This window comes from Ditibartonella apis (assembly GCF_001952075.1).
In the GTDB taxonomy this organism is placed as follows: Bacteria; Pseudomonadota; Alphaproteobacteria; order Rhizobiales; family Rhizobiaceae; genus Bartonella; species Bartonella apis.
Genome location: NZ_LXYU01000003.1, coordinates 480,227 through 506,630, shown reverse-complemented (window position 1 = coordinate 506,630; position 26,404 = coordinate 480,227). Strand labels below are relative to the sequence as shown.

The 26,404-nt window shown below is 44.7% G+C and carries 16 protein-coding genes and 2 tRNA genes; 10 read left to right on the top strand and 8 right to left on the bottom strand.

All coding sequences use genetic code 11. The features are described 5' to 3' along the window. Together PEB0122_RS09105 and PEB0122_RS09100 are read left to right on the top strand one after the other, a co-directional pair. Nucleotides 1–714 (top strand): amino acid ABC transporter permease, encoded by a 714-nt coding sequence (locus tag PEB0122_RS09105; protein WP_143238453.1) that lies wholly within the window; start codon nucleotides 1–3, stop codon nucleotides 712–714. 12 nt (nucleotides 715–726) lie between these two features. Further along, nucleotides 727–1,473 carry an amino acid ABC transporter ATP-binding protein gene (locus tag PEB0122_RS09100; protein ID WP_083639705.1) on the top strand — a complete coding sequence of 249 codons (747 nt, stop codon included), beginning with the start codon at nucleotides 727–729 and terminating at the stop codon, nucleotides 1,471–1,473. Between the two features lie 665 nt (nucleotides 1,474–2,138). On the opposite strand, the gene PEB0122_RS09095 is transcribed toward PEB0122_RS09100, so the two are convergent. Beyond that, nucleotides 2,139–2,933, bottom strand: a complete 795-nt coding sequence (locus PEB0122_RS09095; protein WP_075869813.1) for a tetratricopeptide repeat protein — start codon at nucleotides 2,931–2,933, stop codon at nucleotides 2,139–2,141. Between the two features lie 383 nt (nucleotides 2,934–3,316). Between PEB0122_RS09095 and PEB0122_RS09090 the strand changes: the two genes are divergently transcribed. Further along, a complete protein-coding gene (locus PEB0122_RS09090; protein WP_075916838.1) occupies nucleotides 3,317–3,562 on the top strand; it encodes a hypothetical protein in 246 nt (81 codons plus the stop codon). A 66-nt stretch (nucleotides 3,563–3,628) separates the two neighbouring features. On the opposite strand, the gene PEB0122_RS09085 is transcribed toward PEB0122_RS09090, so the two are convergent. From PEB0122_RS09085 to PEB0122_RS09060, 5 genes are all read right to left on the bottom strand, one after another. Continuing rightward, complete coding sequence (locus PEB0122_RS09085) at nucleotides 3,629–6,352, bottom strand: valine--tRNA ligase (protein WP_075916836.1); 2,724 nt, start codon at nucleotides 6,350–6,352, stop codon at nucleotides 3,629–3,631. A 328-nt stretch (nucleotides 6,353–6,680) separates the two neighbouring features. Further along, on the bottom strand, nucleotides 6,681–7,463 hold the full coding sequence (locus PEB0122_RS09080; protein ID WP_075916834.1) for a DUF2497 domain-containing protein: 783 nt from the start codon (nucleotides 7,461–7,463) through the stop codon (nucleotides 6,681–6,683). A 933-nt stretch (nucleotides 7,464–8,396) separates the two neighbouring features. Next, nucleotides 8,397–9,770, bottom strand: coding sequence for a TolC family outer membrane protein (locus tag PEB0122_RS09070; RefSeq protein ID WP_178391748.1), 1,374 nt, complete (start codon nucleotides 9,768–9,770; stop codon nucleotides 8,397–8,399). Between the two features lie 126 nt (nucleotides 9,771–9,896). Continuing rightward, nucleotides 9,897–10,571, bottom strand: coding sequence for a protein-L-isoaspartate O-methyltransferase family protein (locus tag PEB0122_RS09065; RefSeq protein ID WP_075868555.1), 675 nt, complete (start codon nucleotides 10,569–10,571; stop codon nucleotides 9,897–9,899). Between the two features lie 649 nt (nucleotides 10,572–11,220). Then, a tRNA-Cys gene (locus tag PEB0122_RS09060) sits at nucleotides 11,221–11,294 on the bottom strand. A 702-nt stretch (nucleotides 11,295–11,996) separates the two neighbouring features. On the opposite strand from PEB0122_RS09060, the gene PEB0122_RS09055 reads away from it, so the two are divergent. Next, nucleotides 11,997–12,071 (top strand) — tRNA-Asn (locus tag PEB0122_RS09055). 557 nt (nucleotides 12,072–12,628) lie between these two features. Here PEB0122_RS09055 and PEB0122_RS09050 read toward each other — a convergent pair. Both PEB0122_RS09050 and PEB0122_RS09045 read right to left on the bottom strand, forming a co-directional pair. Continuing rightward, on the bottom strand, nucleotides 12,629–13,309 hold the full coding sequence (locus tag PEB0122_RS09050) for a glutathione S-transferase (RefSeq protein WP_075916830.1): 681 nt from the start codon (nucleotides 13,307–13,309) through the stop codon (nucleotides 12,629–12,631). 649 nt (nucleotides 13,310–13,958) lie between these two features. Continuing rightward, nucleotides 13,959–17,765, bottom strand: coding sequence for an autotransporter outer membrane beta-barrel domain-containing protein (locus PEB0122_RS09045; RefSeq protein ID WP_075916828.1), 3,807 nt, complete (start codon nucleotides 17,763–17,765; stop codon nucleotides 13,959–13,961). 1,390 nt (nucleotides 17,766–19,155) lie between these two features. Between PEB0122_RS09045 and PEB0122_RS09040 the strand changes: the two genes are divergently transcribed. The 6 genes from PEB0122_RS09040 to pqqE all read left to right on the top strand — a co-directional run bounded on the left by PEB0122_RS09040 (nucleotide 19,156) and on the right by pqqE (nucleotide 26,403). Next, on the top strand, nucleotides 19,156–20,193 hold the full coding sequence (locus tag PEB0122_RS09040) for a LacI family DNA-binding transcriptional regulator (RefSeq protein WP_083650298.1): 1,038 nt from the start codon (nucleotides 19,156–19,158) through the stop codon (nucleotides 20,191–20,193). Nucleotides 20,194–20,478: 285 nt separating this feature from the next. Continuing rightward, the gene (locus PEB0122_RS09035) at nucleotides 20,479–22,926 is read left to right on the top strand and encodes a membrane-bound PQQ-dependent dehydrogenase, glucose/quinate/shikimate family (RefSeq protein ID WP_075916826.1); all 2,448 of its coding nucleotides are present in this window, start codon (nucleotides 20,479–20,481) and stop codon (nucleotides 22,924–22,926) included. 397 nt (nucleotides 22,927–23,323) lie between these two features. Continuing rightward, nucleotides 23,324–24,259, top strand: a complete 936-nt coding sequence (pqqB, locus tag PEB0122_RS09030; RefSeq protein WP_075916896.1) for a pyrroloquinoline quinone biosynthesis protein PqqB — start codon at nucleotides 23,324–23,326, stop codon at nucleotides 24,257–24,259. After that, nucleotides 24,252–25,010, top strand: coding sequence for a pyrroloquinoline-quinone synthase PqqC (gene pqqC, locus PEB0122_RS09025; RefSeq protein ID WP_143238825.1), 759 nt, complete (start codon nucleotides 24,252–24,254; stop codon nucleotides 25,008–25,010). The genes pqqB and pqqC overlap by 8 nt, the downstream gene beginning before the upstream one ends. Then, nucleotides 25,007–25,312 (top strand): pyrroloquinoline quinone biosynthesis peptide chaperone PqqD, encoded by a 306-nt coding sequence (pqqD, locus tag PEB0122_RS09020; protein WP_143238824.1) that lies wholly within the window; start codon nucleotides 25,007–25,009, stop codon nucleotides 25,310–25,312. The genes pqqC and pqqD overlap by 4 nt, the downstream gene beginning before the upstream one ends. Beyond that, the gene (gene pqqE, locus PEB0122_RS09015; RefSeq protein ID WP_075916824.1) at nucleotides 25,309–26,403 is read left to right on the top strand and encodes a pyrroloquinoline quinone biosynthesis protein PqqE; all 1,095 of its coding nucleotides are present in this window, start codon (nucleotides 25,309–25,311) and stop codon (nucleotides 26,401–26,403) included. The genes pqqD and pqqE overlap by 4 nt, the downstream gene beginning before the upstream one ends. Nucleotide 26,404: the final 1 nt, after the last annotated feature.

Sequence of the window (26,404 nt, the reverse complement as noted above, 5' to 3'; positions counted from 1 at the left end):
ATGTCCCATCTCGGCTCCACCCTCTCCTATTACCTGACCTTCGATTTTTCGTGGATGGATTTTTCCTTCTTCACTTTCGATGTGTTCAAAACCTATATTTTGTCCGGTCTTATTTTTAGTGTTGTTCTCACTATTGTAGCAACGATATTAGGGCTGATTTTCGGAACACTATTGGCAATGATGCGCCTATCCTCAATAAAGCCGCTGTCATGGATTGCCACTTTTTACGTCACCGCAATGCGGGCAATTCCGCTCGTCATGGTGATTTTGTGGTTCTTCGTTTTGCTTCCCTTTGTAACCGGTCATTCAATAGGGGCGAACAATTCTGCATTCATTACATTTACCGCATTCGAGGCAGCCTATTTTGCGGAAATTATGCGTGCGGGAATTCGTTCAATTCCACAAGGTCAGAAGTTTGCAAGCGAGGCTCTCGGCATGACTTACTGGCAATCCATGCTGATTGTTATATTGCCGCAGGCATTGCGCAATATGCTTCCCGTACTTCTTACACAGGTTATCATTCTGTTTCAGGATACTTCGCTTGTCTATGCCATTAGCGGTAATGATCTCCTCAAAGGTTTTGACATTGTGGCTAATAACTTCGGTGTCAAACAAGAAGCGTATATTCTTGCTGCTGTGTTCTATTTTGTTATCTGTTTTACTCTTTCTCAGGCCGTTATGTACCTGCAGAAGAAAGTTGCCATTATTCGCTGATAGGAAAGTTTCATGCCCGAACACATGATTGAAGTAAAAAACGTTTCAAAATGGTACGGAAAATTCAACGTTTTGAAAAATTGCTCTACCAATATTAGCAAGGGTGAGGTTGTCGTTGTTTGTGGTCCTTCCGGTTCGGGAAAATCGACCTTTATTAAAACTATCAACGCACTCGAGCCATTTCAGGAAGGGCAAATCTGGGTTGATGGTGTTCCCGTTCATTCGCCTAAAACCAATTTGCCAAAACTGAGAAGCCGTGTCGGAATGGTTTTCCAACATTTCGAGCTTTTTCCGCATCTATCGGTGATGGAAAATTTGACGATTGCCCAAACCAAGGTTCTTCACCGCTCAAAAAAAGATGCCATTGAAAGCGGACTAAAATATCTCAAACGCGTTGGTCTGATCGACCATAAGGATAAATATCCGGGGCAACTTTCGGGTGGTCAACAACAGCGGGTTGCCATTGCGCGCGCTTTGACAATGGATCCGGTTGTTATGCTGTTCGACGAACCGACATCAGCCCTTGACCCTGAAATGGTCGGAGAAGTTCTTGATGTCATGGTGGGACTTGCGCAGGACGGTATGACCATGATCTGCGTAACCCATGAAATGGGATTTGCCCATAAAGTTTCCGATAGAGTCATTTTCATGGATGCCGGAACAATATTGGAAGATTGTACTTCCGAAGAGTTTTTTGCTTCTCCGGAATCAAGAACCCCACGCGCCCGCGATTTTTTATCGAAAATCCTGAGCCATTGATCGTTTTAACCAAATATAATTCTTAGAATGCCGGATAAGGGTTAAGCACCTGCTAAACCTTTCCGGCTTTAACAATTCTATATCGGGTTGTTTGCACATAAGTCGGGGTTCCGTCTTTTATTGCGCTTTTTCAAGAACGTGTTTTTCACCTACATAGAATTGGCATTTTCAAAATCCGAATTGTGGTCCTTTTAATGAGATAAGTTTCTAGCGCTTTGCTCCGACCACAGAGGCAACATCAATAGGATTGCCATTCCCTCTCAACTTCTAGAATTAGGCAAGTTAATCAGGTAAATTCCGATATCCGGTTTAAAGGATAGTTCTTGAACCATCCGTGACGTTGTTTTCCTTTTCACGTCAGATTTTTAAGAACCGCAATAAACCGACGCTTTTTATCGCATGAAGAAGCGTTAAGAGATCGTGCAATATAACACCAGCAAAAGAGATGTCGGGAGAACAATGAGTGCTATTAACTCGGGGTTTAGCAAAACCACCAGACTATCCGCCGAGTAAGTTAATCGGTATCAGGCGACTTTAAGGACGGAAATCGGAATTGGCAGGACTGCTTTAATTCGGATTTCTTGAATTTATCCCGATGCCGGAAACCATACTTTTTAAACGAATTGGCTAATGGGAAATCGATAAAATTGAGAACAAATTTTTAATCAGAAACCGTTGTCATTTCTGACAATGTCGCTTGCAAGCGAAATAGCCGTGCGACGATCGGCTTCACCGGAAACAGCAAAAGCACGCTCTTGCAACTGTCTTATCCATATTTGATCATGTGGCCCGGCTTTTTCATACGCGGCGGTCATCATTGCAAGTCCACGCACCGTCTTGCCCGCTTGAAAAAGCATGTTTCCCAGCATTGCTTGTGCCGCCGGGTTACCTTTTCTCGCCGAAAGTTGGAACCAGCGTGCAGCTTGAACAGGATTCTTTTCGCCGCCATCACCATTCAGCAGCATTTTACCCAACCGATATTGGGCTTCGGGGTTGCCGAAATTGGTTGCTGCCTGCAAATAAAGGCTACGCGCTTGAGGCATATCCTGTTTAACGGGGGAATTCGGAATTCCGGTTACAAGATAGTCGGCTATTTCAACAAGTGCATCCGAAAGATAGCTTTCATCTTCCGAACCGGGATCGGCACCTTCCTGAACAATGCGAACGTAAAACTTGTAAGCGGCGTAGTCGTTTTCTGCAACACCATCTCCATCCGCATACATACGGGCAAGCTTCCAATTGGCACCCGGATGCCCCATATCGGCGGCATATTTCAACGCCTTGACAGCCTGACCTTTATCGCCATTTTTATAGGCTGAAATGCCGCTTTTAAAAAACTCGAACGGACTGTCGGACTCGCTTTTTGTGTGGTTCACATCCAAAGCAGATGCTGTGGAAAGACAGATTCCCAATGTGAGCGCAGTCACACTGGCCAACCAACCTTCTTTGCACCTGTTCATATGAACTTTTCCTATCTCGCCCGTCTTCATACACGAATGCTATCAATGCTTGCTAAAATGCTCTTTCTTTGTGGTGGGAATGAGGCACCAACTTTGCTGGTATTATTAGCATATCAACTATCATAAAGGTGTTGCTTCAAAGCAACACGTAAAAATCACCTTGCTATGGTTAACTCGATGCAACGCATTATTTCATTTAAAATTGCATCAGGATCGCAATTATGTAGAATAAGTTATAAAGCCGTTAAAACTTGATAATTATAAAGCTTGATTGTTTTTTCGAACAAACATAGCCAACATGAAACTGATTTGCCAACTTCAACGTTATTTGCCAACTTGAAACTGATTTTCCAAATCGAAACTGATTTTAATGAGTCGAAACAATGATGAGTAAAACGAGTATTATAGTGTTCGCTCTTTGCGCGGCTATTGTATCGGGTTGTTCTGCTACGAAAAAGCCGGAAATCGCAGCAACGGATGAACATTCAGCTTCCACTGGTTACTGGTATCTTGGCGATAACGGAGAACGCCAATGGCGAACATTAAATCCTGCCGATATCCCCGAGCCAGCTCCTGCCATGCGAAAAAATTATGCTTCATCAACAGGCAATGGAAGCGGAAACGGTTAAAGGTAAAGAAAACCGCCCTTTAACGGATGTCAGGGCGGTTTTCGTTTTTTCAAAGTTGTTGTGAAATCAACCCAAGCGCTTCATGGCAACAACAAGTTTTTCTTTAGCTGCTTCAAGTTCGCTTAACCGTTCGCGTTCGGCTTCGACGATTTCCGGCTTGGCATTTTCTACAAACTTCGGATTATTGAGCTTCTTTTCAACCTTTTCGATATCAAGATCAACTTTACCCATCTCTTTTTCAAGCCTTGCGCGCTCGGCATCAAAATCGATCAATTTACCTAATGGCATGCAGAAGGTTGCCTCGCCAAGAATAATCTGGGCCGACGCTTCAGGAACCTTGTTAGCGAATTCAATGCTTTCAATACGGGCAAGGCGCTTAATTGCTGCCTCATGACGTTCGACGCGTTCTTTTGTTTGCTTACCAGCCTCAACAATAACCAATGGTGCCATTGCTCCCGCCGGAACATTCATCTCTGCACGGGCAGAACGGATTCCGCTCACAACGTCAATGAGCCAATTGATATCTTCGGCTGCCTTTTCATCACGGAAATTGATATCCGGCCAACTTGCCAGTGCCAACATAGTATCTCTTTTATGCTGATCCGTTGCCGTCAATCTCCATAATTCTTCTGTCATATAAGGCATGAAGGGATGGAGAATTTTATAGACCTGTTCAAGAACCCAGGCGACGCAGGCCTGTGCTTCTTTCTTGTCACTTTCATCTTCGCCCTGAAAAATCGGCTTCAACAGTTCGAGATACCAGTCGCAAAGCGTATTCCAAATAAAACGATAGACAGCCGCCGCTGCTTCGTTGAACTTGTAAGTTTCAATTCCGGAGGTGACTGCTTCAACTGTTTTCGAAAGCTCAGTCAAAATCCAGCGGTTAAGCGAGAGTTTGACCGATTCCGGTTTGAATGACGGATCATAGGCAACGCCATTCATTTCAGCAAAACGCGTGGCATTCCATAGTTTCGTTCCGAAATTACGATATCCGGCAATACGCGCGGGATCGAGTTTTACATCGCGTCCCTGCGCCGCCATTATAGCCAGCGTAAAGCGCAAAGCATCGGCACCATATTCGTCCATGAGGTCGAGGGGATCAATCACATTGCCCTTCGATTTCGACATTTTAGCGCCGTGCTTATCACGAACCAGCGCATGCATATAAATGTTGTGGAACGGCACATCATGCATGAAGTGCAGCCCCATCATCATCATACGGGCAACCCAGAAAAATAGAATATCAAAACCTGTTACCACAACGCTGGTCGGGTAATAGATTTCCAGTTCTTTTGTCTTATCCGGCCAACCTAGCGTCGAGAATGGCCATAAGGCCGAAGAAAACCACGTGTCGAGCACATCCTCATCTCTCCGCAGTTCAACAGACTTTCCATAATGTGCGTCAGCAGCCTTCTGTGCTTCTTCCGCCGATTTTTCGACGAATACCTTGCCATCAGGCCCGTACCAGGCCGGAATTTGATGCCCCCACCATAATTGGCGGGAAATGCACCAAGGTTCGATATTTTCCATCCAGTTGAAATAGGTTTTTTCCCAGTTTTTGGGAATAATCGTCGTTTTGCCGTTTTTAACGGCATCAATGGCCGGTTTTGCTAGTTTTGCCGCGTTGACATACCATTGGTCGGTCAACAACGGTTCAATCGGTACACCACCACGGTCGCCATGAGGAACCATATGCGTATGATCTTCCACGCCGGCAAGATAGCCGCCCTCTTCCATCATCTCGACTATTTTTTCCCGTGCCGCAAAGCGATCCATCTGGTCGAATATTTCAACAAGTTTCTTGAGCTCGTCTGTCTGTTCCAGATCTTTTAAAAAATCCTCGTTGTCACGCAGAAAAATTTTCGCATTTTCTGTCATGATATTGATGATTCGCAGATTATGACGACGACCGACCTCAAAGTCGTTGAAGTCATGCGCCGGTGTGATTTTAACCGCACCTGTGCCTGCCTCGGGGTCAGCGTAATCGTCACCGACAATTTCAATTTTACGTCCGACAAACGGCAATATTGCATGGTGGCCGATGAGTGCCTGATATCTTTTGTCTTTCGGATTGACTGCAATACCGGTATCACCAAGCATAGTCTCGGGCCGTGTTGTTGCCACAACAATGAAGGTACTTGGGTCATCCGGATTGAAGACTTTGCCTTCCAAAGGATAGCGGAAATGCCAAAGATGCCCCTTTATTTCCTTCTGCTCGACCTCAAGATCGGAAATGGCTGTCAACAGTTTCGGATCCCAATTGACAAGGCGCTTATCTTTGTAAATCAACCCTTCTTTATATAGAGTAACAAAAACTTCAAGAACTGCGCGCGACAACCCTTCGTCCATAGTGAAGCGCTCGCGCGACCAGTCACAAGAGGCGCCCAGACGCCGCAATTGGTGAGCGATTTTACCACCCGATTCTTCGCGCCATTGCCAAACACGTTCGACAAACTTTTCACGTCCCATTTCTTGGCGTGTCGGTTCTTTTCTTTGCGCGAGTTGCCGTTCGACAACCATTTGGGTGGCAATGCCGGCATGATCCATTCCCGGTTGCCATAAAACATTTTTGCCCCTCATGCGCTCGAAGCGAACCATGATGTCCTGAATGGTATTATTAAGCGCATGCCCCATGTGTAACGAGCCGGTGACATTGGGCGGCGGAATGACAATGCTGAAAGCCTCGGCACCGGGCTTGGACCCTGCGCCAGCCTTGAAGACACCATTGTCTTCCCATTGCTTTTCTATACGGGGCTCGGTCGAGCCGGCATCATAAGTTTTGTCTAACATTCTCTTTTCCAATTTCCACCGGTAAACGGGCGATCTCGTTGCTGTCGTGCAAAAGATATCCGGCTTCCGTTTGAACACACATTTTCAACCGGTTTTAACCGACTTCGTAACAGGTTTCAAAAAATAATAGAATGAATCGATAAAATTTCTTGATTTAATATGGACTTTACGCATTTTCGACGATTTCAATTGCTTTGACCGTTAAGCGTTGACGCCCCCCCCTGCATCAAACGCATTTGACCGCAACCTCGTTAACCGGAAAACCGGTGAACCAGTAAATAGCAAAAGAGCGCCGATTATTCGTCACGAAGATTAATTCGCCGGTATATTATCCACGATCGGAGGGAAAATTCTTTTCAAACGCGGTGGTTATTTCTTCGCGCAAAATCTTTTCCACAAGAGCAGGCCAATGCTTTTGCAGCCATTTCACAAGTACCGGTCGCAATGCCTGTTCGGCCAAAGAGTCGACACTTTCCCAAAATTTCGGGCTGAACTGCATATCGGTATAAATTTCTTCACCCTGGGTCACCGGTTGCGGTTCTCTTTCGGGGGCGTTTTCAACTTCCTCACGCGCCGAAAAGTCTTCACTTCCAGCCGGTTGATAGACGCCGGTCATAGACGAATCCCGAGGCGAAGCATCTTGAGACAAAGAATCCTGTGATAAAGTATTCGGAGACAACGTATTCTGGAACGTGCCTGTCGCCTCCTCTACCGGACGAGCTGTTTCGAACTCTACCCTCTCTTGTTGTCCGGCCGGAACGTCGGTCATAACCGGTTGCGTTGTGCTATCGGCAACGGCTTCCATATTGTTATTGACCGGCTGTCCCGCATTGCTATCGAACTCGTTCCGGTTAGCCTGCTCGCTCAAACCGATGCGGGCAGCCAAAGCTTTCATGGCATCATCAACGTTCAAAGAATCTGTATTCGCCTCCGGTCTCATTTGCGCTGTCGCGGGGGCGGAATCATTATGAGCTCCAGAGCGAATTTCACTTTGGTTTTTCGCGGCCACACGCGGAGTGACGTGTCCTGTATTTTCCTCGATGATCTCGCGTATTGATGCGAGTATCTCGTCTGTTGTCGGTTCCTTAGCCGCGTTTGAACTTTGTGCCATACTCTTAAACCTCATACTCCAACTAGCAACCAGAATCGTAGGCCAAACTTAGCAAATCATCCAGCTTGCTAAAATCATTGAGCAAAATTTCCGGTACACTACGCACAGCTTTCTCTTCTTTTTCAACCTACGCTAGGTTGATACCCTTGTTATACCCGCGATACGTTCATCCAGACAAGGCCGGTATCCTTTGGAAAACAAGTTATTAGGCAATTCAATGGGCAATTTGAAACATAGATGGAAAATTGCAGTACTCTATCTATCTCAATCGTTTAGCGATAAATTGTTCAGCCTTCTCAAACAGTTTTCATCGGATAGATAACTTGCTCTTTCTCGGATTAGCTGTTGCATCGGATAAATTACATTCATTACTGTAAAATCCGGTTAGCTTTAATCAAGCTAATGAATGCCGAATAAATGACAATTTCAAAAATCGAACAATGACCGGAAATGTAAGTCAGTCATCGTGGGATTTTTACAGAATTGGCTACTTTGATCGTTGGTAATTCCGAAAACAGCGTCAGTTGTCCGATACCGTGTCATGAAAATGAGAATTTCAGAAATGGAAGAAAAGAAACTTCAATAGCGTCCGATGACCTACTGATGAATGGTCTTCTATTAGTATTGCAAATTTAACTTTCCAAACATGTGCCTATGAATAACCATTGCTTTCCGTGATTTTTATTTTGCGAGCCATAAGTTTTTATCATGATGGAACGAGTCGGCACGTTGTCGACAAAATGATGAATACAGAGGATGTTATCCGTTTTTCTTCAACTGATAATGGCATTCGAACCATCAGTTCCGGCGCAGCAACTATAAAAACAAAAAGGCACATTTTAAAAAAATGTGCCTTTTTATAATCAGTTGAAGAATTTTGTTGGGGTCGGATATCCCGTTGGTTATTCAACAAACTTTATTGGACCGGAAAGTTCACCGGCCATCCGGTGTACGTACGCCGATCCATTTATCCTTCACAGCTTTGTTGTGTTCTTCAGGATCATATTTGACAACACGGAGTCCCAATTGATCAGCTGTCATTTTGCCAATTGCCGATTGGACATTGTAGCTTGCGACAACTACGTTACGTTCTGCCGTTACCAAAGAAATCTGGGCATCAATGAGCTGCGTGCGCGAATTCAACACATCCAATGTAGTCGCTTGTCCAACGCGGTTTTCCTGAACACGACCATCAAGTGCAATTTCCGCAGCACGAACACTATCCCGATAGGCTATGACAGAAGCACGAGCCCCTTCCAATTGCGACCAGGATGACGACATATTTTCACGAACGCTATCTTGTGCCAAATCAAGCTGTATTCTTGCCTGACCGAGCTGTTCCTTTGACTGGCGTATTTGTGCCGACGTCCGTCCACCCTGATAGATAGGAACATTGATCGACACGCCAACGGAATTCGACCGACCACCGTCACCGGGACCATTATAAATCTGGTTATAAGATGTACTTGCGGACAAATCCACCTGAGGAAGCAAAGCGCCTTCTTTGGCTTTTACATTGTAGGAGCTCGCGTCAATCAGATATTTTGAATATAAAATTGCAGGGTGAGTCGCTGCACCGATTTTATATCCGGCATCCGGCGAACCCGGCAGTGCTTTAGAAACCGGCGGGCGTTCGAGTTTATCCGGATCAGCCCCGATAACCTGACGATATACAGCTTCTGCCGACTTCACATCGGCACGTGCAAGACTGAGCTCGGAAACTGCAACAGAACGGGCTGCTTCGGATTGAGCCAAATCTGTACGTGTTCCTTCACCGACATCAAGTTTGGCCTTGTCAGCGCGAACCTGTTCTTCAAGTGCTGCAAGGTTCTGCCGACGCAATTCGGCAATTTGCCTGTATTGAAAAACATTTGCATAAGCGGTTGCAGCATTGACCAGCATATTCTGCTCGGTATTGCGCAAATATTCTCTCTGGGCCTGTGCTTTGACCTCTGCTGAAGCGACCGTGTTCTTGGTAACAAAGCCATCAAAGACTTTCTGGCTTAATTGTACCCCCAACGACCCGGTCGTTGTATAATAAGTCGTGGCAGCACTACGGCCGCGGGCATAAGAACCGAACCCCTCGATTTGCGGGCGGAAATTGGATTTTGCGATTGCTATATCCTCGTCAAGAATACGCGCGCTCGCTCTTTCACTGTTCAGATTACCATTATTTGTGTAAGCCTTGGCAAGAGCCCCCATTAGCGTTTCGGCATGCACAGGGTGCGACGCAAAAACAACGCCTGATAGCAACAAAGCCGATAACAGAGCTTTTTTTGTTTTCACCACAGCTACACCTCTATTCATATAAATTCACAATCATCCATCTTGCATGGACGAGTTGCTACTATTTACCTGACCGTCCAAAAAATGCAATGCGTCAGTTCATTAAAAATCTTAAACGTTGCACAAGCGCAACCCTTCAAAGATATCTCAGAAAACAAATTCCGGGGTTTTCTGGAAACCTTCCAGCGGATTGATTGCAAGGTTGAATATTCGACGTGCAGAAACAACTCCGTCTTCCTTCATATAGACCCGCGCAACAGCAGAATTTCCATGCCCTTCAGCAACCACGAGACGACCACCTTCCCTCAATTGTGCAAATAGCGCGTCCGGAATAAAATCAACCGCCCCTTCAAGGAGGATTACATCAAACGGACCTTCTTCAGCATAGCCTTTGGTCAATTCGCCACTTACGACAACAACATTGTCATAACCGCCTTTTTGCATATTTTCATTGGCAATTGCAGCAAGTTTTTCATCCTGCTCCAGAGCGATAACAGAGCTTGCCAATTTTGACAAAAGCGCGGCACTATAACCTGTACCTGCTCCAATATCGAGCACAATATCTTCGGATTTAATATCTGCTGCCTGCAGCAATTTAGCCAGAGCCGCCGGTTTCATCAAATAGCGTCCGCACCCGCCTGCACGAGGCGCTGCCAACGGAATTGTCTCGTCCGAATAACTGAGTTCTTCAAATTTCGCGGGGACAAATTTCTCGCGGGGAATAGACAAAAAAGCGGCGAGCACGGACAGTTTCGTCACATCAACTGTACGAATCTGCCCATCGACCATTCTCTGCCTTAGCATTGCAAAATCTGCTGCCATAACCGATTTTCCTTTTTATACCCACTACGCAACATTTTAACGGAAATATATACAACCCGACGAGATGTCGCAAAAAACATCGCTTCAGTCAATCACAACATTGGCAAACTCGTTGTTTCACTAGCGAAATCAAGTGGAATACGTCATCAGACCTTTGTGATCCAATTGTGCGTAGCTATAACATAAATATATAAAATACGCATGAAAAAGTTCTGAGAAAACCTATCAAGTGATAAGCACGATAGAATTAAGTCAAATTTTTACTGACACTCATTCATGTTGCCGAGTTCGAGAATGTCCGACTTTACAAAAGCCTGAAAGCATAGAGTTATAAACCTAAATCCTTAAGACCGACAACAGCGGACAGCTCAACAAAAGTCGGTGTAACAAGCCAACATTTTTGCTTCCGATTGAATATTCCGAATGAAAATGAGATTGACGATTCGGTCGATTGGAAACAGGTATCATTTCACAATTTTTCTGAAATAAACATCTTCCGTCTGACAGACTTAAACTATAGTGCCACATCTCCGGATGGTGGTGAAATTTAAGGAACTAAAAGCCGGTCAGGCAAATCGTATGTAGACATCGGCTACTTGTAGAAGAATCTGGCTGTTCAGAAATACCGATCCAATGGGGGGGAACAAAATGGAGGCCTCGCCCGGAGTCGAACCGGGTTACAAGGATTTGCAGTCCTCTGCGTAACCGTTCCGCCACGAGGCCTCATAAAATGCACGTAGGTCATTAAGTTAAGCAAACGCTTCCGTCAAGACACCCTATAACCGAATATGCGGATTTTCTGTTAAATCTTGCACATTATTGGAAGACAAATTCGACAGCGGACTCAAATCTGTTTTCGCTAATCGTTTGCGCCACACGCTTATCTTCCAAATTATTCTCTGACCTTTTATCCGATTGCATTTCCGATCAACATAACGCCAGCGTTTAAAAAATTGTCTGTGCTGAAAAGTTCTTTTTGCAATCCGTGTTATCACTGCAATGATCAAATTTATTCATCCGGATAATGAGTTAATTTCGACAAACGAATAGTTCCCGCATGAGACTCGAATTGCTGTCCTCAAGCCGCCTTCTCTAAACGATGTTATATTCTCTGAATTCCGTTTTTTTCTAATGACGAAATTTATGTCCCGTTATCTCTTAAAATACGGTTGGGACGTGCAACGGGGGTTCCTTATGGCTTCACCACCACTTCGGTGCATGAGCCTCGCCCTACTTCTTCCTTCGTCACGCTTTATTTGCTTCTTCGACATACAAGCAAGAATGGCGTTTTTCCCCCTGTGTGAGTGCTGTAAATGCAGTATCCCGAACACTTATTCAGATTTTTTTTAAAAAATAGCATTTCCCTATTTGCAAAACATAAATTCATTTGCTATAGCCCTGCTGCATCACACAAATGAGCATCGTTCCCCGGTAGCTCAGTGGTAGAGCCACCGGCTGTTAACCGGTTGGTCGCTGGTTCGAATCCGGCCCGGGGAGCCATTTTTCTTCTTCCTGTTTATAAATTGTTGTTTTACCGTGAAATTTTTAAAGCGGAAATTGTTGGAAGAGATGCGAAAATAAAAAACCGTTATAGTTTTCCCGAAGTTTTGTGATTGCTTCTTGTGCTAATCTTCCCGGTCATTATAGCTCACTTCACTTCAGGTCATAGGCGGACATAGTTCATATTGAAAGCGGTTTGTTTTAGGCATGTGTATGGGCAGCATAACATGCGTCGTCAATTGCGGAACCGGTTATTTACCTTGAATGTTCTGAGTATTTGATTTGCTCGGCTTTTTTTAAAGCCCTAGCGTTTACAACCACAGGGCAAAAGCTATCCGGCTCTTTTCCGGTTTAGAACGTTCAATTATGTGATCCGTGCTATTTCATCGTTAAAACGGATCTAAATGGTCTCCCCGGCAAGTATAGTTGCTTTTCAAGCTCTTCTGTAACCATTCGTCGAGTTAAGGCTACGCAGCAATTCTTCGAATTCAGGTTGCTGATCGGGTCGGTATTATTGCATTATCGCACGGGCTTTATACGCGTCTCTATACGGCGTTTCAAATCTCCCTGAGATCTTTAATGCGAATAGCGTATCGATCAAGTTGTTGCTCCTCCATCGGATCCGTCTCCTGCTCTTCCAATGCTAGCTGCAACCATTCCTGCATAGAAGAGAGTGCAATGAGTTGTTCTATATAGCCCATCGATTTCCTACTTAATTTAAGGTTATAGTTTTTGATACGGAATGCCACCGGGCAGAAAAACGCATCAACAGCAGTAAATCTGTCTCCGGCAAGGAACGGCCCATTGAATTTTTCTTGTGCGGATACAAAGAGTTCATCCACGCGACGAATATCATTTTCAAGTTCCGGAGTTAGTTTTTTCAGTTTCGCAATAACACCTACCGACATCGGGCATTGTGCCCTTAACGCCTGAAAAGACGAATGCATTTCAGCAGCGGCTGAACGCGCCCAAGCTCGCGCAACACGGTTTGTCGGCCATACATTGTGGTAACTTTCATACAAATATTCTGTTATCGCAAGACTGTCCCAAACAGTGATCGTGCCATCAATAAGAACCGGAACTCTTGCCGAAGGTGAAAAAACTTTAAATTGACTATAATTATCCTGCTTGAAATAATGCTTTATTTCTTCAAACTCTATCCCCAATGTTTTCATTAGAACCCACGGGCGGAGCGACCATGAGGAATAGTTTTTGTTTGCAATGTGAAGTTTGAACATTTTTTTAGAACTCCGACATACAACTTGTTGATACGGGATACATTGTGCAGGTTTTAATAACTTCGATTACTGCCGGCCTCAATGCCGATGCCGGAATTTTATCAGACCGGCATATTTCCGCATCCTACATAACCCGGCAATATCACTTTCCTTATTTTCCCACTTTTTAAAAAATCTGTATAAAACGTTTTTTCCCAATTTATCGCTCAAAATTATCGCTCAAAAAAACATCCATAAAAAAATTAGAAATAAAATTATTTGTTCTATATATAAAAATATATATTATATTTTCATATATATCTTTAAATAATATATAATATATTATTTTTTATAGAATCAGTATTATTTTTTTAGATTAAATATATATTTTGTAAATATTTATGAATATTTTTAATATACAAATATTATCAGGATTGGAACAATTCCCAAATAGAATTTTTTGATTTTCGTGGAATCACAAATTTTCGTTTTAAAATTTCGACACTCCCTCCATTCACATCACTCGGTGAAAACAGGAAATAATCGAGCATAAACAACTATAAAAAAGAAGCCTGCACTCTTTCCAGTCGAAAAAGCACAGGCTTTCAATATTCAATTTTCCTGAAATTCCGGAAAATAGTTTATTAAAATCAAAATTGACGAAGGTTGATCAGAACTGGTATTTGATCTTGAGACCGCCACCGCCGCCTTCACGTCTGCCGATAAATCCTTGACCGCTGACATCAACACTCAAAGCATCAATCGTGCTAACCGGTTTCATAGAAATACCAGCTTCCACAATGCCTGTGTCACCTTCAAGCGACGGCTTGTCCAATTTCAATCCATAAGCACGGGCTGCAACTTCACCATCAAATTCATGATCGTAAGCAATACCGACATATGGCTTGAGCTGTTGGTTATAAATCATCGTATATCTGGTACCGATGCGTAAACGCGAACTATCTGCTTCATCGAAGTGCAAACGGTCACGACCGACATCAACGGTTTCGCTATCAACTCTCGTCCAGAAATAGCGGCCATAGACATCAACCGAATTACGTTCGTCGAAATTCATGACATAACCGACACCACCATGTAGGCCGTAATAGTCCGCACCACTGTCGTAATCGCTCCCCTCGCCGAATTCACCCAACAAGTCATCCGTGTCAAAATCGGTGTCAAGATGACCAGCACGGAACGATGCTTCTGCATAAAGCCCGTCCGCCTGACCCGCGTCAAGTTTGTTAACAAGACCTAAGCCTGTACCGGCAAAATCAATCCGGCCGAGAACACCGCCACCTGTATAGTGCGTGTCACCGTCACCATGAACCGATGCATAATTGGCAAAGCTGTTATAGGTGTCATATGTACCACGGCCATATTCGAAGAATGCACCGAGCGTTACCGGATGTTTGTCCGCAAGTTCAAAGCCGGTTGCCAATCCGACAGCCATATTGAAACCGTCAACATTTGCATGGCTTCCCGTTTCATAACGGTTCGAGCTACCGTCAATAACGAAGAACGGCATCAAATTCATCTGCCATGGATTATTGCGCCCCTCTGCAACAGAACTTTTGGCTGCACGAATGCCGGAATTTGCAATCAAATCTGCTCCTTGATTCAAGAAGCCCAGAGACGCTACACGCCCCTCAGAAAAGGCCTTTGTTTGCGGATTGATACGACCTGCAAGCTCGCGGTTGCCGCTTTCGCCCTGCTCACCATGCGCTGTATTTCCGGTGTTGTTAGTTCCACCGATATTAACATTAGGCAAATTGCCAGTATTGGAAGTGTTGCCGGAATTGCCATTGTTTTGATTGGCATTGGCCCCATTGTTAGCACCGGTATTGCCGCTGTTACCGACTGTATTCTCTCCCCCGTTTGAACCTGCATTGTTGCTATTATGGCCGCTACCATTGGCATTACTACTTCCGCTATTGTTGGACGTATTCTCTCCGCCGTTGTTTCCTCCATTGTTGGTATCGCCAGAGTGTTCCTCTTTAACAGCCTCACTGTTTTGAGCGGTTAGAACATAACCATCACCGGATTGTTCTGCCTTCATGTCATAGATCAGGAAATTGCCTTGTTTGACTTCCATAGTAGATGTCGGTGCATTGGCAGTTTTATCAATAAGCGTAATTTTGTCGCCAACAGTCAGGCGATTACCATCGTTGTCAATTGCGACTTTATGCGTCGTGTTGGAAAGATTAACGGGGTTTTCGCCGGTAATGCGAACCAGAGCATCATTATTGACAACATCCTTCGGCAAAATCCAATTATAATTTTGTACGTTTTCAATGCCCCCCAACTCGCCGCGGAAGTGAACGAGGTTCAATGTATTGCCGGTAAAGACATCCCCGGCCGATCTGGTCTCGCCATCAAAAAAACCACCGTAAACAGTGCCGCCGATTTTTACATTTCCACCTGTTAAAGTGATCAAATTATTCGTGGCATTGCCATTTGACGTAACACCACCGTAAACATTGCCATCAATAGTCGCATCTTCAATCGACACGCTGTTGTTTGTCGCATCACCAATAAGTGTTTTACCGCCTACACCGTATCTTAATAAATGTGCTCCCCCACTAATAGTGAGCGAATTTTCGCTTACATTACCATTTTCGGAAACACCTGCCACGACGCCCTTATTAACTTCGGCTTTCGAGGTCACCAACAAAGTATTTTTTAATGCCAAGCCAGATTGTGTATAGCCGCTGGTAACCACGTTTACGTTTTTGGTGTCATTCTCAGGCGATGCCTCAATTTTTGCTTCATCAGAAATCGTAAGCGAATTGCCTTCGACGTTACCCGATCCTTCGGTATTCTCCAACTTCTCAACGTAGCCGGAAGTTATATCACCTGTAACAGTGACCTTCTTGACCGTGACAACATTATTTGTGCTTGAACTGTTTGTTGAATAGCCCCCTGTAATCTGCCCATTGATTGTCCCGCCAGAAACATGAACCTCATTCTTATCAGTACCCTTGTTAGCTTGACCGGCGAAAATATTGCCGCTGACAGACCCTCCGGTAACATTAATTACGTTACGATCAGCACGGCCATTCGTTGCTTGTCCCCCGACAACAAATTTCCCGACCGAACCGCCGTTTAACGTGACAGTGTTATCGGATACATCGCCCAATTTACTAAGACCGGCAACGAGATTTCCTTTTACGTTTGTTCCGTCGCCACTCATGGTAACGGCATTACCTGTCACATTACCCGCTGTGTCGGCTCCGCCGCCCATAACATCTTCCTCGACAGTTCCACCGGTAATGGTAACCTGATTACCTGACACGCTGACAGCATTCGGATTGTTGCCACTATATTGCGAGCGTCCGCCAATAATCTGATTCGCTACTGTCCCCCCAGACATTTCAACCGTATTTTGTTTCACTGAGCCGTGCATGGACACCCCGCCGTAGCCACGTTGAACCGCTCCCCCATTGATGACGAGTTTATTTCCTTGTGCTGTGCCATTCAGCGCAATGCCGCCCCCGGCCTCAGCGACATTGGCATTTCCCGAAATCGTTGTCACATTATTTGTTGCTGAACCATTACCTACGTCAACTGATCCGCCATAAGCAGATGAATTTACAGTGCTGGTACCGGAAATGGTTATGCTATTTCCATCGGCAGCACCCTGTTCGGCTTCTCCAAAAATAAATCCCCCTGCAATCTGTGATGCTATTGCCGAGCCATCCATAATGACGTGATTATTGGAAACCGACGCACCCTTGGAAGATGCACCGCCTGCAACCAAAACAGTAGTCGTACCGCTATTCAGGGTTAATGTGTTGTTGTCAACTACACCTGTAGCGTTCGTGTAACCGGCGAAAATATTATTTCCGTAGCTGCCACTTTTGACCACAACGGAATTATTTTTGACATCTCCACTTGATGAACTGCCACCATAAGTAACTCTGGATACTGTTCCTCCATTTAGTGTCACAGTGTTGCCAGATGCACCGGTCGCCCCAGCTCCGCCGAAGATCTCTCCGGCAACATTTCCTCCGGAAAACTCGACGCTGTTATTGTTGGCGCTACCATCGTTGGAAATGCCGCCCATAACTGGGCCACCAATTTGACCGTCGGTTATAATAACTTTATTGCCGTCGGCAACAAAATCGCCTTCCCCGACAATTGCTCCATAAACATCTCCGGTAACTTTCGCTTTTCCCTGGATATTAACGGTATTTCCTGAAGTAGTCCGGTTCCTTACTGATGCTCCTGCAACGGTATCGGGAGCTTTATAGTCATCTGTCAAATTATTCGTATTATCTATCGTGACTGTATTTCCCTGACCACTCAAGTGAGATGTCACGTAAGTTCCGTTATCTTCACTATGGTAATTGTTATAATCAGCCTCAGTACCATTATATGTGATTTCTTCAGCCCATGCAGTGGACATATTTGCCCCTGCAACCGCCAATACCAACGTCAAAGCCGACACTGTTGTACTGAAATATTTCTTATTCATTATGAAAATGCCCCGTTGAGAATTATTTGCTGATAACGACAGACCAGCTCCTTTTAAAATTCCGAAGCATAACACGCACATAAATTCAAGTTCAGATCAAGCAGAAAAAAATAGTTTTAGTTAATTTTATGCTATTCTTTGGCTAATTTATCACAGTTGTTTTCATTTATAGTTGAAAAAAATCTTCTTCTTATAGGATAAATCTCTGTAACATAATGAAAAATCGTTATTTTCTCGATTTTTTAGCACTCAAACAGATAAATCAACCTAGAGTAGATTATGCTTTTTGATCGTCCACATTCAGATTGAAGCTTGGCGACTTCTTAGCGAATCTATAATACTTTCGGACAATAACCAATTCGATTAAATCTGAAATCTCATTCGCGACGTATCGAGAGCTGATACCGCAATTCAAAATGTCATTGATAACTGATTTGATGACCGTAATTGAACGCGTTTTCAGAAACGCCCGATCTGTCGGCAGCAATTTTCAAGCTTGTTTTAATTGGACAAGATTTAATTACTCGCCACCCCTTTTAAAGCGAGCTGAATTTTTAAAAAATCCCGATTGATTGAAGTTTATCACTCATAAATTGCCGGTGTCGAAAACCGGATAAAGATCACATTAAACGATCGCTGTTGTTCGTCACAAAAGCGGTTTGCAATCAGGTGTGACGCGTTCTATGGAAATGCGGTTAAAAATTATACTTTTCTCAGACTCTATAAAACCAACATGTGGAGGTGATGATAGAAGTTGAAATAGACGGCGTTAATAAATACCCAATCTACAAGCGTAGCCGATATAAAGGAGCCGACAAAAAGAGCCCATAAAAAACATATGGGTCATGAAAATTTCAGGCAAAACCTCTGGAAAGCATCCTGTCCAGCATTATCATTTATCAGGGTGAACAGGTTGAATAACGCCCCGAGAATTTGCGAGGTTTTGCAATTTGAAAACCGAATAATAATATGAGAGGAATTTTTATAATTTTAAATTGATTATATATTAATATATTTTAATAAAAAAATAATACTATTCAGTTTAAACTATTTTTCATAATATATATTAGATAATTTATTCACGTTTATTTACTTGAATTAATAGACATTCACAATATTATATTTGTTTCTAAAAATATTTCATCTCTTCAAAAAATTGTTACAGGGCGGGAAAACAGATTTTCAAATCAAGCTTTATGTTATTATTAAACTCCATTTTTAAAGAGATGCAAAACGTCAATCGAAAAGCTCATCGTATTCTAGATATTCCTAATTCCGGACACGTTTGATCTGCTTCACTGTGTTTTCAGGTCTTTGAAAAAGGATTGCAATATTTCTTCAATGCAATTTCGATATCAATTTTCGGGATATATTTTCGGGAGGAGCGTTTTTGTCAGCCATAGCCTATTCAAACCTGGGAAAAGCAGCCATTAAGCGTGTAAACACATCTGATATTGCAAGGCTGGCAGGGATGAGCCGAAGCACGGTCGATCGTGTTTTGAACGAACGTGGAAGCGTATCGGAAGCAACCCGCAAAAAAATTATTGCTGCTGCGCGGGAACTTGGCATAAAACGCGTTCTGCCGGATCTCTGGCACGGTACATACCGCATCGAACTTATTATTCCTAAAAACGGGCCCCACAACCATTCACCCTTGTGGGGTGAAATTGATTCATTTGCGCAAATTCACGCCCGCAACTTACCGTCATATATTTCATTGCACCGTACGCTCATTCCCGAAGGGGACCATGACGGTCTTTATAGAGCAATTCTGACGCCCCCTTTTCAACGCAATGCACTGATTATAGCAGCCGGATCGGATGAAGCTGCAATCCCTGCACTTCGTGAGGTGGCGAAACGTGGCGAGCAAATTGTCACGATTGTCAATGACGTACCGATTGATGTCGACCATCTTTATGGCGGAGTTGACAATTTTGTTCAGGGACAAACTGCCGGACAGTTGATGAATGGAATATTACGTGATGACGGAGAGATTCTTGTTATTCAAGGCTCTATGAAAAGGCGGGAACATCGCGATCGTGTTGTCGGCTTTCTGAAAATAATCGACCAGCATTATCCGGTCATCATTCACGAAACCAATGAAGATGACGATATGACGAGTAGAATTGTGCTCGAGACATTCAAAAAGCATCATATCGTAGGAATATATTCAACAGTCCACTCACCGGACGCTATCGGCAATATTTTGAAAAAAATGCCCGACCGGCCAAAGTGGATCAGCCATGAATTGAGTGATCAGCACAAATTGCTTCTTCAACAAGACGTGATTGACTTCGTTCTTGATCAGGATGTCGATACACAAGTCGCATGGGCGATAGCCAACGCAGCAGCCCCGATTCTGGCGGGAAATCACGGTACTCATCTGAAACAGCCAGAATTTAAAATTTTTTGCAAAACAAATATTTGAAAAGGCAAGGTTTTAATTGCCTCAATTGCGTCATTTTAGTGAAGCAGCACATCTTGCCGCTCTGCTATTGTCAGACTAGACAAAATTAGAGACAAAATGTCGCAGCTTAAATAGGGTCCAAGTATTTTCAAGCTGAGTGCATTTTGAAAGGTTTTAGGCCTTTGTTTTCTCAATGTAATTGCTAGTCGGTTAAGCAAGCGGGCAAAATCTAGCGAAGCAATGCGCCGAAAATTTGTTCGTTACTTGATTAAACGCTGGGGTAATCCAATAAGATTGGGAGTATAAATGACGAATTGGAAAGTTTGGGCGCTTCGCGTCCTTGGTATTATTGCCCTACTTTTAGGGTTGGCGCTCACCTTTGGAGGTGTTTGGCTCATAGCATTGGGCGGTTCCTGGTTTTATGCCATTGCGGGTATAGCCATGATCGTCATCGGCTTTGATGTCTATAGACGCCGTTCAACGGCTTTATGGGTTGCCTACGGACTTCTCATAGTTGATCTTTTATGGGCATTCTGGGAAGTCGGCTTTGATTTTTGGCAACTTGTGCCAAGAATTATGGTATTTCTTGTTTTTGCTTTGGTCGTTTCCATTATTTCGCCGGCATTGCTCAAGAAAAATGGCTCAAAGTCATTTTCAGCAATGTTCGCAACGATCAGTTCTGTTGTACTCGCCATCGCTGTTATTGCGGTTCTCGCCAATATGCCGCATCCGCATGCATTGGTAACAGCAAGTGGCGAAAAGTCACCGGTTGTCTATAGCGATGCCGGCAAGGACAGTGGAAATGATTGGCCTGCATGGGGGCGCAACACCAAAGGCAACCGTTATGCACAATTCGACCAGATCAACAAATCCAACGTCAAGGATTTGAAAGTTGCCTGGACTTATCATACAGGCGATCTTGCAATCGACGGAGCGGAATATCAGGTCACTCCGCTGAAAGTGGATGACACAGTTTACCTTTGCACGCCGCTCAACAAGATTATTGCACTTGATGCAACAACCGGAACTGAAAAATGGAAATATGATCCGAAGCCGAAAATCTTCCAGAGTACAAAAGGCTGGAAGAGATGCCGTGGCGTTGGCTATACGGACCTCACTGAGCAGTATGAACAAGCTGCTGCCAATCATTCAGCATCAAACGGTGATAATGAACACAGCAGCAATAGTCAGGCTGCCCTTCCGACAGTTTGCCGCAAACGTATTGTTGTAACCACAATTGACGCACGTCTCTTCACACTTGATGCGGAAACCGGCAAGCTTTGTGACGGCTTCGGCGACAATGGTTTTGTTGACCTGACTGTAGGTCTTACAAAAGAGCCGCCGACAAGCGATCAGGGCTCGTACAATATCACCTCCGCTCCGCTTGTTGCCGATGGCGTAATTGTCGTTGGTGGACGTTTGAACGATAACCTGACGGTTGGTGAACCTTCCGGTGTTGTCCGTGGTTTTGACGCCATTACCGGTAAAATTCTCTGGGCATGGGATGCAGCGCGCGGTGCAAAAGACAGCACTCCGCTACCAGCCGGTCAGACCTATGCGCCTGAAACACCGAATTTCTGGGGCACAGCCGCCTATGATCCGAAGCTCCACCTTGTCTATTTCCCGACAGGTAATCAGACACCGGACTTCTGGACAGGTAATCGCCACCCTTATTCGGATGAATATAACGACTCTATCGTCGCGGTAGACATAAAAACAGGTAAAGAAGCCTGGCATTTTAGAACTGCCAATATCGACCAGTTCGACTATGATGTTTCTTCCCAGCCTATTCTTTATGATCTCCCAAGACCCGATGGTTCCGTTGTACCGGTTGTCATCCAGTTGACAAAACGTGGCGAGATTTTTGTACTTGATCGTCGCAATGGCCAACCGGTCTATCCGGTCGAGCAACGCGCTGTAGCCACAGATGCAATGCCAGGCATGAATGTTGCACCGACACAACCTTTCTCGGCTCTTTCGGTTGGTACTGAAAGACTTAAAGAATCCGATATGTGGGGTGCCACAATCTTCGATCAGCTCGTTTGCCGTATCGCATTCAAATCGATGCGTTGGGAAGGTGAATGGACACCATTATCGGATAAGAAACGGACTCTTATTTTCCCCGGCTATTACGGTGGCATGAACTGGGGTGGCGGCGCTATTGACGCTGCAACCGGTACGCTTATCGTCAATGATATCCGCATGGCACAATGGGGCCGTTTCATTAAACAGGATGTTGCCAAGAAAATCGGTTTGAAGCCGACCACAGAAGGCGAATATTCAACGCAAACCGGCACTCCTTGGGGTGTTGAACGCTCTATGTTCGTTTCGCCACTTGGTGTACCGTGCTTTAAACCGCCATTCGGTTCATTGACGGCTATCGACCTTGTTACCGGAAAAACAAAATGGCAGGTACCGCTTGGTTCCATTCAGGATGCACCGGTTCATGGATTTGTCCCCGGTGTTTACATTCCGCTCGGGATGCCGACAATGGGCGGACCGCTTGTTACCGGTGGTGGATTGACCTTCTTCCATGGTTCGCTTGATTATTACATCCGTGCATTTGATAGCGACACAGGAAAAGAACTCTGGCGCGGGCGCCTGCCCGTTGGTGGACAAGGTGCACCAATGTCATATATCGGCAAAGATGGAAAACAGTATATCGTTGCCGTTGTGGGTGGTGCCACACGCACAGGAACCAACAAAAACCGTTCCGATCTGGTCATCGCCTATAGTTTGCCGGATAACAAATAAAAGGGACATTCTGCCCTTTTTAAAAGGCTTCTTCCGGTCTATCCGGCAGAAGCAATAAACCCGAATATTGAAGGAGAAAAATCGTGAAAAAAACATGGAAAAAACCGTCTATGTGTCAAGTTGCTGCAGGAATGGAAATTTCCCGTTACTTGCCGGCGGAAGTAAAGAACAAACGTTAATATGACCGCTACGCCTGCAGACTTTTTCTGCAGGCGTAGCACTTCATTCGGTTTTATGTCGGCTGATACAACATTTCGGCATTTAACCCGTAAAGTTAAAAATATGAATTGACCGGATATTCATCTTCAATATTTTTGCAGAATATTTCTAATGCCGGTTGTTTCAAAGTTTTGGCAATATCGCCAAGTCAAAAAAATGCCAAATCAGACAATTCATTATGTATATTAAAGTTTTAGGATCAGCAGCAGGCGGCGGCTTTCCGCAATGGAATTGCAATTATTATCTGAGCCGCAATGCGCGCAATCATCAACCGGGTTTTTTACCTCGCACGCAATCAAGCATCATTGCCTCGGTAGATAAAAAACATTGGATCCTCTTCAACGCCTCGCCCGATTTACGCCAGCAAATCAATTCGACTCCGGAACTTTTCCCCGACCCGAATGGACTGTTGCGTTCGACACCGATTTCAGCAGTCGTTCTCACCAATGCCGATATTGATCATATCGCCGGCCTTTTGACGATGCGGGAAAGAGAACCATTTGTCATTTACGCAACAGAACGGGTTATCAATGTGCTCGACAATAATCCCGTTTTCAACATTCTGGATCCGGCAATAGTCAAGAAAATAATATTGCCGCTTAACAGGTTAACCAAGATTTCCGATGTCAATAATGAACCTACCGGCCTCGAGATCAGGGCTTTTCCTGTTCCGGGGAAAATTGCACTTTTTCTGGAAGACAAGAAGAAAAAGAATTTTGGTTCGGAAACTGAAGATACAATCGGCGTCAGAATTTTTGACAAGGAAAACAATCGCTCGGTTTCCTATATTCCGGGTTGTGCAAGGGTAAGTTCCTTGGTCAAAAATCAAACAGAAAATAGCGATTGCCTGTTTTTTGACGGCACGTTATTTCGCGATGACGAGATGATAAAAGCCGGCCTTGGCCCCAAAACCGGACAACGTATGGGCCATATGTCGATATCGGGCTCAGACGGCGCTATCGAAGCCTGGCGTAACGCAAAAGTTTCTAGAAAAATATTTATTCATATCAACAATAGTAATCCGGTCCTTGATGATCATTCGGCTGAACGTCATGAAGTCGAACAATCCGGCTGGGAAGTTGCATTTGACGGAATGGAGATAAATTTTGACTGATTATCATAATATCGCCCGCAATGGCTTGACACCTGACGAGCTTGAAAAAATACTACGTCAGATCGGGAAAGAACGTTACCATATCAACCACCCCCATCATAAAATGATGATGGCTGGCAAAATGACGAAATTGCAACTTCAAGCCTGGGCATTGAACCGCTATTGTTATCAGGCAGCCATTCCGCGAAAGGATGCGGCAATTCTGATGAATTCCAAAGATCCGGTTTTTCGTGCTGAATGGCGCCGCAGAATTAGCGATCATGATGGCACAAACGGACTGGATGGCGGCGTTGCGCGCTGGTTGAAACTTGCCACCGGTTTGGGACTTGATGAAGAGGTGGTCAAAAGCGAAAGACAGGCTCTTTGGTCAACGCGTTTTGCTGTCGAAGCTTATGTCAACTTCTGCCGCCAAAGGCCGCTTCTCGAAGGTGTTGCCTCTTCATTAACGGAGTTGTTTTCACCGACAATCATTGCCGAACGTGTTCCGGGTATTTTGTCAAAATATCCTTATGTGAGCGAAGAGACATTGGCCTATTTCAAACCGAGATTGACGCAGGCACCGAAGGATTCAAGTTTTTCATTGGCCTATGTGCGCGAACATGCAAATACGCCCGAAAAACAGCAGGCCGTCATAGATGCTTTGATCTTTAAAACCGGTGTGCTCTGGTCAATGCTTGATGCGCTGGATTATGCTTACGGAGAAGCCGGACGCATTCCCCCCGGCGCTTTTCGTGGTACATCAAACGAATGATGACGAACCGTTTGACAAAACAAAGAAAAATTCTGAGCGACGAAAGTCGCCCGGAATTGTTCCATCACGTGCGAATCCAATATGAACCGGTGAGAAAAGCTTATGCGCTGCTTTCACCGGAAAAAGTGTTTTGGCCGAATGAAATCGGACTTGATATATTGCGGCTTTGTGACGGAAAGAGAACTGCACACGAAATTGCTCTTTCTCTATCCGAAACCTATGATGCTCCGGTTCACGAAATCATTGACGATGTTTACTCCTTTTTACAAGATTGGGCCGACCAACTTGTCGTAAAAATATGACTGTAGAAATTTTCCCTCCCATCAGTATGCTGGCAGAACTCACTTATCGATGCCCGCTTCAATGTCCCTATTGTTCCAACCCTCTGGAACTCATGAAAGCCGATCAGGAACAGGATAAAAACTTTTGGGAACAGCTTTTCAAAGAAGCAGCAAAACTCGGCGTGTTACAAGCGCATTTGTCCGGTGGCGAACCGACATTGCGAAAAGATCTTGTAGAGATTGTTGCTGCCGTTCACGATAGCGGCATTTACTCGAACCTTATTACCGCCGGCGTTGCTTTATCGGAAGCAACCTTGGAAGCTCTAAAAGAAGCAGGCCTTGATCACGTACAACTATCGCTACAGGGCACAACGCCGCAAACGACAGAATTGATAGGCCATTATAAAGGCGCATATGAGAAGAAAATCGCGACAGCAAAACTTGTCCGTAAACTCGGCCTGCCACTCACTTTGAATGCGCCGATCCATCGCTACAATATCGACGAGCTTGACGCCTATTTCAATCTTGCTCTCGAGCTCGACGCCGAACGCATAGAAATCGCCAATGTTCAATATTCCGGGTGGGCATTACTCAATCGCAACGCTTTGATGCCCAAGCGTGAAGACTTTGAAAAACAGATGGAAAAGGTCGAAAAATATCGCGAAAAGCTACGGGGTGTTATCAATATAGACTATGTCATTCCCGACTATTTTGCCGATTACCCGAAGCCCTGTATGGGTGGCTGGGCTCGCGATGCATTTGTCGTTATCCCTGACGGTACAGTTTTACCCTGTCATGCTGCAAGAACCATTAAAACATTACAGTTTGATAAATTTGGAGAAAAAACACTTTCCGAAATCTGGCATAATTCAAGTGCGTTCAACGCGTATCGCGGTTTTGATTGGATGCCGGAACCATGCCGTTCCTGCAAGAGGCGCGATATAGATTTTGGTGGCTGCCGTTGCCAGGCACTGGCATTAGCAGGCGATGCTTCAGCAACCGACCCTGCCTGCATCAAATCGCCATTTCACAAGAAAATCAAACAGTTGGGAGAGCAAGCAAGTCATGCCAATGCGCCGCTTCAATACCGACGCATAGGCCTCTTTCAATAAT

Bases quoted from the DNA above. Each gene is read 5' to 3' on its own strand.
- PEB0122_RS09105 (WP_143238453.1), top strand. From the start codon at position 1: ATGTCCCATCTCGGCTCCACCCTCTCCTATTACCTGACCTTCGATTTT.
- PEB0122_RS09100 (WP_083639705.1), top strand. From the start codon at position 727: ATGCCCGAACACATGATTGAAGTAAAAAACGTTTCAAAATGGTACGGA.
- PEB0122_RS09095 (WP_075869813.1), bottom strand. From the start codon at position 2,933: ATGAACAGGTGCAAAGAAGGTTGGTTGGCCAGTGTGACTGCGCTCACA.
- PEB0122_RS09090 (WP_075916838.1), top strand. From the start codon at position 3,317: ATGATGAGTAAAACGAGTATTATAGTGTTCGCTCTTTGCGCGGCTATT.
- PEB0122_RS09085 (WP_075916836.1), bottom strand. From the start codon at position 6,352: ATGTTAGACAAAACTTATGATGCCGGCTCGACCGAGCCCCGTATAGAA.
- PEB0122_RS09080 (WP_075916834.1), bottom strand. From the start codon at position 7,463: ATGGCACAAAGTTCAAACGCGGCTAAGGAACCGACAACAGACGAGATA.
- PEB0122_RS09070 (WP_178391748.1), bottom strand. From the start codon at position 9,770: ATGAATAGAGGTGTAGCTGTGGTGAAAACAAAAAAAGCTCTGTTATCG.
- PEB0122_RS09065 (WP_075868555.1), bottom strand. From the start codon at position 10,571: ATGGCAGCAGATTTTGCAATGCTAAGGCAGAGAATGGTCGATGGGCAG.
- PEB0122_RS09050 (WP_075916830.1), bottom strand. From the start codon at position 13,309: ATGTTCAAACTTCACATTGCAAACAAAAACTATTCCTCATGGTCGCTC.
- PEB0122_RS09045 (WP_075916828.1), bottom strand. From the start codon at position 17,765: ATGAATAAGAAATATTTCAGTACAACAGTGTCGGCTTTGACGTTGGTA.
- PEB0122_RS09035 (WP_075916826.1), top strand. From the start codon at position 20,479: ATGACGAATTGGAAAGTTTGGGCGCTTCGCGTCCTTGGTATTATTGCC.
- pqqB (WP_075916896.1), top strand. From the start codon at position 23,324: ATGTATATTAAAGTTTTAGGATCAGCAGCAGGCGGCGGCTTTCCGCAA.
- pqqD (WP_143238824.1), top strand. From the start codon at position 25,007: ATGATGACGAACCGTTTGACAAAACAAAGAAAAATTCTGAGCGACGAA.
- pqqE (WP_075916824.1), top strand. From the start codon at position 25,309: ATGACTGTAGAAATTTTCCCTCCCATCAGTATGCTGGCAGAACTCACT.